Origin of the sequence: Halorussus salilacus, from assembly GCF_024138125.1 — an archaeon.
In the GTDB taxonomy this organism is placed as follows: domain Archaea; phylum Halobacteriota; class Halobacteria; order Halobacteriales; family Haladaptataceae; genus Halorussus; species Halorussus salilacus.
This window is the reverse complement of sequence record NZ_CP099993.1, coordinates 1799919-1812245: the sequence shown is the minus strand read 5'-3', so window position 1 is coordinate 1812245 and position 12327 is coordinate 1799919. Positions and strand designations below refer to the sequence as shown.

Here is a 12327-nt window from a genome sequence, read left to right as displayed (position 1 = left end):
GCGCCCGAGACGCATTTATTATGAAGGTCCTGGTGACTGTGAAGGAGGTCGCCGAAGTCGCCGACGACTTCGAGATAGAGGGGACCGAGGTAGGCGAGCGCTACCTCGAGTACGACCTGAACGAGTGGGACGACTACGCGGTCGAGGAGGCCGTCCAACTGAAAGAAGACGGCCCGGCCGAGGAGGTCGTGACCGTCACCATCGGTCCCGAGCGCGCCGAGGAGACCATCCGGATGGCGCTCGCGAAGGGGGCCGACCGCGCGGTCAGAATCTGGGACGACGCGCTCGAAGAACCCGACATGCTCGACGTGGAGACGAAGACCAATCTCCTGTCTGCGGTCGTCGAGGAGGAAGCGCCCGACCTCGTGTTGACCGGCGTCCAGTCGGGCGACGACGCGCTCGGCGCGACCGGCGTCTCGCTGGCCGACCAGATTGGCTTCCAGTGGGGCGCGGTCGTCAACGCGCTCGACTACGACCACGACGCGGGCGTCGCGCACGTCCACCGCGAACTGGAGGGCGGCGTCGAGGAGCTGACCGACATCGAGCTCCCCGCGGTGCTGACCATCCAGACGGGCATCAACGAGCCGCGGTACGCCAGCCTCCGGGGCATCCGACAGGCCCAGAGCAAGGAGATCGCGCCCAAGAGCCTCGCCGACCTCGGGCTCGACGCCGGGGCGGTCGAGAGCGACCTCACGCTGACCTCGATGTACGAACCCGAGAGCGAGAGCGACGCCGAGCTATTCGAGGGCGACGCGAGCGACACCGCCGGGAAACTCGCTACCGTCCTCCGCGAGAAGGGGGTGGCAGAATGAGCGACGTGCTGGCCGTCACCGAACACCGCCGCGGGGAACTCCGGGACGTGAGCTACGAGGTCATCTCCGCCGGGCGGGACCTCGCCGACGAGACCGGCGGCGACCTCCACCTCGCCGTCATCGGCGGCGACACGGAGCGGTTCGCCGAGGACCTCGACCGCGAGGGCGTCGACGTCATCCACACCGTCGACGAGGGCGAGGAGTTCAACCACGACGTGTACGTGCAGGCCGTCGAGGCGCTCCACGCCGACCTCGACCCGCAGGTCCTGCTGATGCCAAACAGCGTCAACGGACTCGACTACGCGCCCGCGGTGGCGAACCGGCTCGACCTCCCGCTGGCGACCGACGCCGTGGGACTCGACTACGACGACGGCCTCACCGTCACCCGCGAGATGTACGGTTCGAAGGTCGAGACCACCGTCAAGGTCGGCGGCGACCGGCAGGCGGTCACCATCCGCGACGCCGAGTGGCCCGCCGCGGAGGGCGTCGGTGACGCCGAGGTCTCGGCGTTCGAGGCCGACATCGACGCCGATTCGGGGTCGACCGTCACCGGCTTCGAGGAGGTCGGCGGCGGCGACGTCGACATCAGCGAGGCCGACTTCATCGTCTCCATCGGACGCGGCATCGAGGAGGAGGAGAACCTCGACCTCATCCGCGACCTCGTGGAGGCGACCGACGCGACGCTCGCGTCCTCGCGGCCCATCGTGGACAACGGCTGGCTCCCGAAGAACCGGCAGGTCGGCCAGTCGGGCAAGGTCGTCACACCTGACGTCTACCTCGCCATCGGCATCTCGGGCGCGGTCCAGCACGTCGCTGGCATGAAGGGCGCGGATACCATCATCGCCATCAACACCGACCCGAACGCGCCCATCTTCGACATCGCCGACTACGGCATCGTCGGCGACCTGTTCGAGGTCGTGCCGGAGCTCATCGAGGAGTTCGAGTAACTCCGGGCCGACTCGGCGGGTCCCGCGAGACCGCGAGTGCGTTTTTCGTCGACGTCGAATCGACGCGCTATCGTCACCTACTTTTCTGCCCGGCCCTCAGTCCCGGTCGATGGAGTATCCCGAGTCCCGCCGCGCTTTGGTCGAGGAGCGCCTCGAAACCGTCCTCGACCGCGTCGAGCCGACGGAGCTCGCGGCGGAGGTCCGCCACGTCGCGCTGTCGGGGGGCAAGCGCGTCCGGCCCACCGTGACGGTCCTCTCCTGCGAGGCGGCCGGTGGGAAAGCCGAAGACGCCGTCGACTTCGCGGTGGGGGTGGAACTCGTCCACGACGCCTCGCTGGTCGTCGACGACATCATCGACCGGTCGAGCGTGCGCCGGGGGAACGCGAGCGCGTGGGCGGAGTTCGGCCACGGCCCGGCCATCATCGCCAGCGACGGCCTGCTCGGGGAGGCGTTCGAGCTGTTCTCGCCCGACCCGCGGGCGATGGAGGCGGTCGCCGACGCGATGGTCGAACTCGGCGAGGGCGAGGCCACCGAACTCGTCGCCCGCCCCACCGACCGCGAGGAGTACATGGAACTGGCCCGCCGCAAGACCGGCGCGCTGTTCCGGGCGGCCGCCGAGCTGGGGGCGCTGGCGGCCGACGCCGACCCCGCGACGGTCGAGGCGTTCGGCGAGTACGCCGAGAAGGTCGGAATCGCCTTCCAGATACGCGACGACGTGCTCGACGCGACCGCCGACGCCGACGACCTCGGCAAGCCGACGGGTCACGACGCCGAGATGGGCCGACCGTCAATCGTGCGGGTGACCGACCTCGACGCCGAGGAGGCCGACGACCTCGCACACGAGTACTCCGAGGCGGCGCTGGCGGCGCTCGACCGGGCGGAGACGCCCGATTCGACCGCGACGGGCTACCTCCGTGACTTGGCGGCGTTCGTCGTGACTCGCGAGCACTGATTCTAGCTGACCTGCTCGGCCCGCCGGGACCGCCGTGACTCCGCGATGGCGAACGCGAGCGTGCTCGACAGCCCCAGCAGGGTGCCGACGGTGAGCATCACCGCGAGGTAGGTCAGGGGGACCCGCCCGAGGAAGTAGGCGCTGACGGCGTGGAGGACGACCGCGATGGCGACGACGTAGAACGGCGCGTTGAGGTAGCGCCACCGGAAGCGGTCGGCCAGGTACTCGTCGGTTATCTGGCCGAGGCTGGTGGTGATGCCCGCCGCGGTGAACCACGTTACCGCGCCGTAGACGAGCGCCGCGAGTACCCGGAGGGGGCCGACGGGGTCGGTCGCGTCGGCCTGGACGGTCTCGAGCATCTCGACGCCCCGAACGCCGCCGATGACCAGCAGGGCGGCCGCGACGACGTAGGTGATGAGCGTGACCCGACCGGCGTAGAGGCCGTTTCTGGCCTTCTCGGCCGCGCTGTCGAGGAGTCGCTCGACTCCCAGTCCCCGCCCGAGGACGTAGAGGCCGAGCAGTCCGGAGGTGAACCCGAAGACGGCCGCGCCGGGCAGGCCGACCCAGTCGGAGACGACCGCGAGCGGGTAGATGAGCAACAGGATACCGAGGGGGACGAGGATGGTGCCCCGCGTCTCGGGGTCGTCGAGGACCTGTTTCATGGTGTAGTACATCGATTCGAGGTCCTGAGCCTGCCGGACGACCACCCGGCGGACCGCGTCGACGGGCACCCGCGAGCGGATGACCGGGATGACGCTCTCGTCCTGCGCGCCGTCGGTGACGATGACCGCCCGGACCTCTTCGCTGGTCGAGAGACCCGCCAGCACCTCGTCGACCTCGTCGCCGACCGCCCGGTTCGCGGCGACGTCGCTCCCCTCCTCGCCCGTGACGACCGCGACCTCCACGTTCTCGTCGTCGATGCGGTCGGCGAGGTGGACGCCCTCGAACAGGACGTTCACGTCGCTGTCCTCGGGGTCGGCGGTCGCCAGCGCTACCGCGGCGTCCTCGACCTCGTCGCGGCCGACGACGGGGGTGTCGAAGTCGGTCTTCCGGCCGAGGTCGTCGTCGAGGTCCACGCACAGGACCAGCAACATTACCCGGGGCTATGCGTCCGGGGTTTAACTTCTTTCGGGACGCCCCAGAGAGGTCGGAATCGGGGTTCCGGACTCGCTCGATTCTCGAAGCCGAATGCGCACGGTTTTTCAGCGTCGGCCCTGTAGACGGGGACAACTGAATGATCTCGAAGGGCTGCGAACAGTGCGCCGAGGGGGGCAAGATGGTCCTGTTCGTCTACGGCTACTGCGACCAGCGGGACTGCTTCTACTGTCCCCTCGGCGAGAACCGCAAGAACGTCACCGACGTGTACGCCAACGAGCGGAAGGTCGAGTCCGACGAGGACGTCATCGCCGAGGCCAAGCGCATGGACGCGCTCGGGACCTCCATCACGGGCGGCGAGCCCCAGGAGGCCATGGAGAAGACGTGTCGGTACCTCTCGCTTCTGAAGGAGGAGTTCGGCGAGGACCACCACACCCACCTCTACACCGGCATCACGGGCGGTCGGGAGAACATGCGCAGGCTCTCGGAGGCCGGACTCGACGAGATTCGGTTCCACCCGCCGCTGGAACTCTGGGGCGAGATGCACGGCACCGAGTGGGAGGACATCCTCTACGTCGCCCGCGAGGAGGGGCTGACCCCCGCCTTCGAGATTCCGGGCATCCGCGCCGAGGAGGAGTTCCTCGAATTCTTGGACGAGGGCGCGGCGGAGTTCTGCAACGTCAACGAGTTCGAGATGAGCCAGGGCAACTACCGCCGGATGCAGGAGAAGGGCTTCGAGCTACAGGACGGCCACATGAGCGCGGTCGAGGGCTCGAAGGGGATTCTCGACGAGATGGGCGACCACGACCGGGTCTACTTCTGCACCTCGGTGTTCAAGGACGCCGCCCAGCACCGCAACCGCATGAAGCGGATGGCTCGGAACATCCGCCGGGAGTTCGACGACGTGACCGACGACGGCACTCTCGTCTACGGCAAGACGTGGGCGACCGAACAGCGCCTGCGGGAACTCGGCGTCCCCGAGGAGTTCTACACGGTCAAGTCCGAGCACGTCGAACTCGCGTGGTGGCTGCTCGAAGAGATGGTCGAGGAGGGCGACGTCGAGAAGGGCGAGATCGTCGAGCAGTACCCGACCTACGACGGCCAAGTGGTCGAGCGGACGCCGCTGGCCTGAATTTCCGCGAGCGGATACCGCTGGCGTAGCCGCCGCGAGCGAACGCGGGGAGCCCGGGCCGAGAGCCCCTCGACGGACCGTGGATTTTTCAGTCAGGAGTATCACGGCCCCGACATGGACGCCCAGACGAGCCTCTGTCCGGAGTGTGGTTGGTCGGGAGCCCAGTCGAAGTCGAACGAGGACGAGGACGGGTACGCCTGTCCGGTCTGCGGGACCGGAATCGAGGTCCCGGACTAAGAGCTTAGACGCCCGTCGAGTATCGAAGGATGCCAGCGACGCCGCCGAACGCCGACTTGAGCTGTTCGCCCTTCTCGAAGTCGGTGGAGATGAACTTGGTCTCGGTGCCGCGCTGGTCGGCGATGTTCATCAGGTACTCGATGGCGTCCTCGCGCTCCTCGACCTCGGCGTCGCTGCCGTTCTCGCAGGTGTGGTCGGGCGTCGCCTTCCGGCGGTCGACGAACTCGAACTCCTCTTTGTCGCCGCAGTCGTAGACCACCACGTCCTTGCGGAGGTCCTCGCTGAGGAGCAGGCGGTCGACCGACCCCATCACGAGGTTCTGTCGGGTCGGCTCGAACCCGTAGGTCGCCTTGTCGCCCTCGTGGAGTTGCTTGAAGAACTCCTCCATCTCCTTTTTGTCCTTCATCACCTCGGCGTCGGCCAGCGCGTCCTCGGCGCTGTCCACGAGGTCGTAGAGGCCCGACTCGTCGGTATAGGCCACGTCGAACTTTCCGAGGACCTTCTGCTGTATCTCGTGGTGGAGGTAGTCGCCGTCGAGGAACTCGTCCTTGGTCGGGGAGGGGCCGCCGACGAGCACGCCGTCGAGGTTCTCGCGCTCGGGGACGAACAGGTCGTTTGCCATCTCGGCGACCTCCTGATAGAAGTTGTCGATGGCTTCGAGTCGGAGGCGGGCGAACCGCTGGGCCGACTGCCCACCTTTCCGCTGTTTGCCCGGCACCAGCGAGGAGGCGGACTTGACGGGTTCGACGCGCTTGCCCTTGAGCCACCCGACGTTGGCCTCCCGGCGGTCGAGGACGACGAGGCCGTACAGCCCCTTGTCGGCCAGCATGCTTTCGAGGGGTTCGGTCAGGAACTCCGAGTCGCAGTGATACCGGAACGACTGGATGGGCTGGGGCGGGTCCTCTAACACCTTGGTGACCATGTCGGTCCGGCCGCCGCCCGAGTCGATTGCGCCGCTGAAGATGACGATGCCGTTGTCCGGCGGGTAGGTGTCGTAGTAGCGCAGGCGGTCCTTGATGGACGTGAGCGCGTCCTGGACGTTGGTCCGGGTCTGCTTGGACTTGATGTTGCTCGCCTCGCTGTGCTCCTGAGTGACGTGGGCGACCACGTCGCTGATCTGCTTGTCCGGCGGGATGTAGATGGTCACGAGCTGAGTCCCGGAGCCTTCGTAGTCCTTTAGGTCCTCGATGACCTTCCGGAACTCGTATTTCTTCCTGTCGGACTGCTCGTCCTCCTCACTCATTAGTACGTTCTAGCCGCTCCAGAGGGTAAGTAACCTTTGACCTACGACTCGTCGGGGGCCCTCGACGCCCGGGAACCACTCCCGCTCGCTCGACCCGATCACGGGCCGCCGCGCGCTCACGAGCGCGCGGCGGCCCGGCGAACGGCGAGGCCATCCGTGAACGTCATGCGCGCGTCTGCCGCACGCCGTGCGTCGGCGTCGAACCCGCCCGAATCTGTCGCCTCGCACGGAGTAAATTTATATGCGTATCACGGTTCGGTTGGGACAACGAGTACCATGTCCGACACGGTTTACGCGATAGCGAGCGGCAAGGGAGGTGTCGGAAAGACGACGACCGCCATCAACCTCGGCGCGATGCTGGCCGACCGGGACCACTCGGTCGTCGTGGTCGACACCGACCTCGGGATGGCGAACCTCGCGGGGTTCCTCGACTTCGAGGTCGAGTCGCCGACCCTCCACGAGGTGCTGGCCGACGAGGCGACAGCCGAGGAGGCCGTCTACGCAGCGCCGGGCGACATCGACGTGCTCCCGAGCGCGACCGACATCGAGGCGTTCGCCAAGTCGAATCCCGCGAACCTCCGGGGCGTCGTCGCCGACCTCCGCGAGGAGTACGACTACGTCCTGCTCGACACGGGCGCGGGCGTCAGCTACGACAGCCTCGTCCCGCTGGCGCTGGCCGACGCCGTCCTGCTGGTCGCGACGCCCGACGTGGCGTCGGTCCGTGACACCGCCAAGACCGGCGAACTGGCCGAGCGCGTCGGGACCGAGGTCGCGGGCGCGGTGCTGGCCCAGCGCGGCAGCGACATCCTCAACGCCGACGACGTCGAGGACACCCTCGGCACCGAGGTGCTCGCGGTGGTCCCCTCCGACGAGGCGGTCCCGATGGGCATCGACGCCGGGCGACCGCTGGCGGCGTTCGCCCCGAACGCGCCCGCCGGACAGGCCTACCGGGACCTCGCCGCGGTCGTGACCGGCGACGCCGAACCCGACCCCGAACTCGAACTCGACGAGGGAAGCGACGCGGGCGACGACGAGCGCGTCGACCCCGAACAGCTCTCGGCGGAGACCGGACCCCGACCCGGCGAGGACCCGCTGACCGGCGCGGAGGTCGCCGAGAACGTCCGCGACGCCATCGAGGGCGGCGACTCGGAGGGACTGCTCGGCGGCGAGTTGGCGAGCGCCGCCGAGGAGCTCCGACGGGAGTCGTCGGCGGGCGGAGCCAGCACCGGCTCCGGAGACGGGCCAGAAGCGCGAGGCGACGACCGCGAGGCACACGAGTCGGAGGCACGCGAGTTCGGCGGGTACGAGCGCGAAGAGCGCAGAGGAGCGGAGGGGACGGCCGAAATCGAGGACCGAGGCACGTCCGGGGCCGAGGACCGAGACGAGGGGTCGACCGCGAGCGAGGCAAGAAGCGTCGACGACCTCATCGACGAACACATCAGCGACGACCGACTCCGGGACGACTCCGACTCGCCCGACTCGGAGACGGACGACCCGCTGGCGGGCGTCGCCGACGACGACCCCCTCACCGGCGGAGGTGACTCCCTGACGGGCGGTGACGACCCGCTGGCGGGGGAGGTGTCCGGGGACACCGAAGGGGCCGACGCCCCCGACGCGGGCGGCGATTCGCTGGAGGACGAGATCGGCGACTGGGAAGCGGAGGCCCGGCGGGAGGAATCGGACGGCCGACCGGAGAGCGACGAGTCGGGCGTCGGTCCGGTGCCGTTCGAGGGCGACCGTCCCGACCGCGACGACGGTCCGGGCGGAACTCCCGAGCCGACAGGTGCCGACGTTCCGGGCGGCGATATCCCCGACGCCGACGGCGACGCCGTCACCGATGACGAGGAGTGGGACGGTGACGCCGGTCTGGAGGACGACGAGGACAGCGGCGGGGTCCTCGGTCGTCTCGGGTCGCTATTCAGGTAAGCGACCAATCACTAAGTCCCTGGGTCGCGAACACCGTCTCCATGGCCGAGGATACGTCAGTGTCGTTCTGGTGGATAGCGCTGTTCGTCGCGTTGACCCTCGCGGTCGCCGCCGGTGCGGTCCTGTTCGTCGGCGGCGACCTCGTCGACACGTCCGGATTCGTGGTCCCGGTCTGAGTCACATCGACCGGGGCGCGGCCACGCCGAGCACGCCGAGCGCGTTGCCGACCGCGTGCTTCGAGGCCGCGACCAGCGCGAGGCGCGCCTCGCGCAGGTCGTCGTCCACGTCGTCGGCGAGGACGGGACACTCCCGGTAGAAGGCGTTGAACGTCTCGGCGAACTCCCGGGTGTAGGTCGCGACGACGTGGGGTTCGAGGTCGGCGGCGGCCTCCTCGATGACCGCGGGGAACCGCGCGACGACCTCGACCAGTTCGCGCTCGGCGTCGGTTTCGAGCAGGGAGGCGTCGAACTCCCCGAGCGAGGCCGAGGCCTCGCTCGGGTCGATTCCGGCCTCTTCGAGGATGCCGCAACAGCGCGCGTGGACGTACTGGACGTAGGGCGCGCTCTGGGCCTCGAAGTCGAGCGCGCGGTCCCACTCGAAGGTGATGGCCTTGGTCGGCTGTTTGGCGACGATGTCGTACCGGACAGCGCCGATGCCGACCTGCCGGGCGATGCGCTCTACGTCGTCGTCGGTCAGGTCGTCGTCCCGGATGCGGTCGTCCATGCGGGTCTCGACCTCCTCGCGGGCGCGGTCGATGGCCTCGTCGAGCAGGTCGTCGAGATCGATGCCGGTGCCCGCGCGGGTGCTCATGCCCTCCCCGCCCGGGAGGTTGACCCAGGAGTAGAACAGCTGGTCGAGCCGGTCGGTGTCGTGGCCCAGCAGTTCGAGCGTCCGGCGTAGCTGTTCGAAGGTGAGTTGGTGGTCTTCGCCGATGACCGTTATCGCGCGGTCGAAGTTCTCGAACTTCCACTCGTGGTGGGCGATGTCGCGGGTCGTGTAGAGGGTGGTCCCGTCCGAGCGCAGGAACACGAAGTTGTTCTCGATGTCGAACTCGTCGAGTTCGAGTTGCCACGCCTCCTCCTCGTAGACGGCCTGATCGAGCGCCTTGAGGCGCTCGACCACGTCGTCGGCCGACCCGTCGCGCAGAAATCGGGTCTCCTTGACGAACTCGTCGAACTCGGCGGGCAGGCGCGAGAGCGTCTCGCGCATCCCGCCCAGCACGGTGTCGACGACCTCCTGCACACGGTCGTAGGTCTCCTCGTCGCCCTCCTCCAGCCCCTGCATGATGGCCTGTATCTCGGCCTCGGCGTCCTCCACTTCGTCGGGGTCGCCCTCCTCCAGCACCTCGTTGCCTTTCCGGTAGTAGCGCACGAGGTCGTAGTCGGGCTTGTCGCGCTCGGGGTCGGGGAGGTCGTCCTCGTCGAACGTCTCGTAGGCCCACGTGAACACCGCCATCTGGCGGCCCGCGTCGTTGACGTAGTAGTGGCGCTCGACCTCGTTTCCGGCGAAGTCGAGGACGCGCGCCACCGCGTCGCCGACGATGGGGTTGCGCGCCCGGCCGACGTGGACCGGGCCCGTCGGGTTCGCGGAGGTGTGTTCGACCACGACCGACTCGCCGGTGGGTTCGAGGCGACCGAACTCGGGCGACTGGGCCGACTCGACCGTCGCCTCGTAGTAGGCCTCGCTCGGCAGGAAGTTGACGTACGGCCCCTGCGCGAGGGCGGCCGCGAGGAGGTCGTACTCGCCCGCGTCTATCTCGTCTGCGATTTGGCCCGCGACCTCCGGCGGGGCCGCGCCGACCTCGCCCGCGAGTCGGAACGCCGCGCTGGACGCGAGGACGGCGTCAACGCCCTCGGGCGGGTCCTCGATGCCGAGGTCGTCGGTCGGGAGGTCGAGCGATTCGAGCGCGGAGGCGACGGCGGCCTCCACCTCGTCCCGGAACTGGAGATACATGTTACCCGTTGGTTTTCGACCGGCGGGTAAATGGGTTTCTGAACCGTGGTAGCGGTTCCGCGGGACGTTCGGGGTCGGTCCCTACTCGCGGACCGCCCACCGGAGCGCGTCGGCGAACTTGAGCGCCGAGTCGTAGCGGTCGGCGGGGTCGTCGGCGAGCGCGCGCGAGAGGACCTCATCCACGTTCTCGGTCACATGCTCGTTCACTTTCGAGGGAGCCACAGCATCTTCGGATGGAGCGCGTCCGCAGAGGAGCCGATACGCGAGCACAGCGAGGTCGTAAACGTCGTCGGACGCGGTCCGTTCGGTCCCCGTAACGGTAGCGTACGTACCCCACTCACTGATTTTGACGTCTCCGTCGGCAAAGAGTACGTTTTCACCCACGAGGTGTCCGTGTACGAGACCGCGTCTGTGTGCTCGGTGGACGATCTCGGCACCTGAAGCTATGTGCTTCGTCGTTTCTTCAACTGACTGATGCTCGGAGAAATCAAGGATGGTCTCGGCTACGGGCGTTACCACCCACGGAACCGGTTCGAAGCCGTAATCGAGAACCGGATGGACGCCATCGATATCGAGGTTCGCCCACCGTTCGATGACCGTAGCGATTTCAGGGTCGTCCGGATACCGTCGAAGCATGATGATTTCGTTCTCCGAGTCCCGAGCCATCTCAACCGTTGCAGGCCCGGAGTAGTCGAGTGTCTCAACGCGCTCAAACTCGTCGATTGTTCGAACGTCCGAGTCGTCGGAGCGGAGGTACTGGTTCGCTCCGAATAGCAGTCCGATTCCGAGCAGGCCGCTCACAACGAGTGGCGGCCCAAAACGCCGAGCGGTTCGTTTCGCCATCGTCCCGTACGACGGTGGATGCGAGAGTGACCACACCGTGCCAGCCTGATCGGCGACGTACACCGTACCCCCGGAAACGAGACGCGAGGTTAACGTACGGTCATTGTCGAATGCCCATCGAACGTCCCCCGTTCGAGGTGAAAGCGCGGTTACTCGAGTTGGAGAATCGTCTCGTCTAGTCGTAGACACGCCATGTTCGGGAACGGTCATCACGGTCTCTTTCTCGATTTTCGAGTGCCACCGACGCTGGCCGTCCGAAATATCGATAGCGTGTAGGGTGTCTTCTGTGTGAACGTATGCCGTGTCCTGAGAAACCCAGAAGTACCATCGGAGCGGTTCGTTCGCCGAGAATCGCCATCGCTCGGAGCCATCCTCGGGAGAGAGGGCGAGTACGTCTGTCCCATCGACTGCATATATTCCCTGTTCCGAAACGACGCCGGGGAACGAAAAGTAGTCGTGATCGAAGGAGAAGCTCCACGCAGCAGTCGCCGCCGATTCCGAAACGGCGTGCAGAACGCCCTCTCTTTGGGCCCAAAGATAAACCATCCTTTCTCTTCGACTGTCAGAAGACGCGTCGTCTCGTGAGAGGCGTTCGAGAGGTCGGATTCGAGAATAGGAGCTCTCGACGTCGTCTCCGGGGACTCTGACCCGCCATCGTTCGTTTCCATCGGCGACTGACACTGCGTGAACTGTTCCCTCCGATCCGCCAACGTAGACCGATTTGGACCGCACGAGCAAGTTCTCCGTGAGTGAGAGAGATGGGTCAAATGACCAAAGTGTCTCTCCACTCTCGGCCGACGTCGTGGACAAATCACCATTGACGATGTATAGGCGACCATCTCGAACGACGGGATTGGACGCACTATGTTCGCCATCCAGTGAGATTTCGAACTTCTGCTCTGTGTTCCCCCGTTGATACACGGAGACGCTCTGTGCGTCGGATACGGAAAGGACAGATTCGCCGATCATCTGTTCGGTCACGAACGGGTTTTCTATCCGAGTTTCGAGTTCCCATCGTCTCGTCCCATCAGACGCCGAGAGGGCCGAAAGGGATTGTTCTCCGGCGACGTACAACTCGCCGTCGACAACTGTGCGGAGATGTGTCGTACCGCCGGTTTCCACCGACCAGTCTGTTTTAGGACGGGAGACGAACGGCCGCATCGACGTGACGTCAGTTACATCTGAAT

Annotated in this window: 11 protein-coding genes; 7 read left to right on the top strand and 4 right to left on the bottom strand. The window is 66.9% G+C overall.

What is annotated here, in order from left to right; all coding sequences use genetic code 11:
* The first annotated feature begins 20 nt into the window (after positions 1 to 20).
* From NGM10_RS09320 to NGM10_RS09310, 3 genes are all read left to right on the top strand, one after another.
* The gene (locus NGM10_RS09320; RefSeq protein ID WP_253477692.1) at positions 21 to 812 is read left to right on the top strand and encodes an electron transfer flavoprotein subunit beta/FixA family protein; all 792 of its coding nucleotides are present in this window, start codon (positions 21 to 23) and stop codon (positions 810 to 812) included.
* Positions 809 to 1759, top strand: coding sequence for an electron transfer flavoprotein subunit alpha/FixB family protein (locus NGM10_RS09315; RefSeq protein WP_253477689.1), 951 nt, complete (start codon positions 809 to 811; stop codon positions 1757 to 1759). Before NGM10_RS09320 ends, NGM10_RS09315 begins: the two co-directional genes overlap by 4 nt.
* Positions 1760 to 1868: 109 nt before the next feature.
* A complete protein-coding gene (locus NGM10_RS09310) occupies positions 1869 to 2711 on the top strand; it encodes a polyprenyl synthetase family protein (protein WP_253477686.1) in 843 nt (280 codons plus the stop codon).
* Between the two features lie 2 nt (positions 2712 to 2713).
* Here the strand turns inward: NGM10_RS09310 and NGM10_RS09305 are convergent, their stop codons facing one another.
* Complete coding sequence (locus tag NGM10_RS09305; RefSeq protein WP_253477683.1) at positions 2714 to 3805, bottom strand: DUF373 family protein; 1092 nt, start codon at positions 3803 to 3805, stop codon at positions 2714 to 2716.
* 140 nt (positions 3806 to 3945) lie between these two features.
* Here NGM10_RS09305 and NGM10_RS09300 point away from each other — a divergent pair, with 140 nt between their 5' ends.
* Together NGM10_RS09300 and NGM10_RS18195 are read left to right on the top strand one after the other, a co-directional pair.
* Positions 3946 to 4938 (top strand): radical SAM protein, encoded by a 993-nt coding sequence (locus tag NGM10_RS09300; RefSeq protein WP_253477680.1) that lies wholly within the window; start codon positions 3946 to 3948, stop codon positions 4936 to 4938.
* 114 nt (positions 4939 to 5052) lie between these two features.
* Positions 5053 to 5175, top strand: coding sequence for a hypothetical protein (locus tag NGM10_RS18195; RefSeq protein ID WP_256504137.1), 123 nt, complete (start codon positions 5053 to 5055; stop codon positions 5173 to 5175).
* A 4-nt stretch (positions 5176 to 5179) separates the two neighbouring features.
* Here the strand turns inward: NGM10_RS18195 and prf1 are convergent, their stop codons facing one another.
* The gene (prf1, locus tag NGM10_RS09295) at positions 5180 to 6418 is read right to left on the bottom strand and encodes a peptide chain release factor aRF-1 (RefSeq protein WP_253477677.1); all 1239 of its coding nucleotides are present in this window, start codon (positions 6416 to 6418) and stop codon (positions 5180 to 5182) included.
* 276 nt (positions 6419 to 6694) lie between these two features.
* On the opposite strand from prf1, the gene minD reads away from it, so the two are divergent.
* Both minD and NGM10_RS18190 read left to right on the top strand, forming a co-directional pair.
* Positions 6695 to 8344 (top strand): cell division ATPase MinD, encoded by a 1650-nt coding sequence (gene minD / locus NGM10_RS09290; protein WP_253477674.1) that lies wholly within the window; start codon positions 6695 to 6697, stop codon positions 8342 to 8344.
* 41 nt (positions 8345 to 8385) lie between these two features.
* Complete coding sequence (locus NGM10_RS18190; protein WP_256504135.1) at positions 8386 to 8520, top strand: hypothetical protein; 135 nt, start codon at positions 8386 to 8388, stop codon at positions 8518 to 8520.
* A 1-nt stretch (position 8521) separates the two neighbouring features.
* On the opposite strand, the gene argS is transcribed toward NGM10_RS18190, so the two are convergent.
* Positions 8522 to 10297 (bottom strand): arginine--tRNA ligase, encoded by a 1776-nt coding sequence (argS, locus tag NGM10_RS09285; RefSeq protein WP_253477671.1) that lies wholly within the window; start codon positions 10295 to 10297, stop codon positions 8522 to 8524.
* Between the two features lie 81 nt (positions 10298 to 10378).
* Positions 10379 to 12301: an outer membrane protein assembly factor BamB family protein gene (locus NGM10_RS09280; protein WP_253477667.1), complete on the bottom strand. Its 1923-nt coding sequence runs from the start codon at positions 12299 to 12301 to the stop codon at positions 10379 to 10381.
* Between the last annotated feature and the right edge of the window lie 26 nt (positions 12302 to 12327).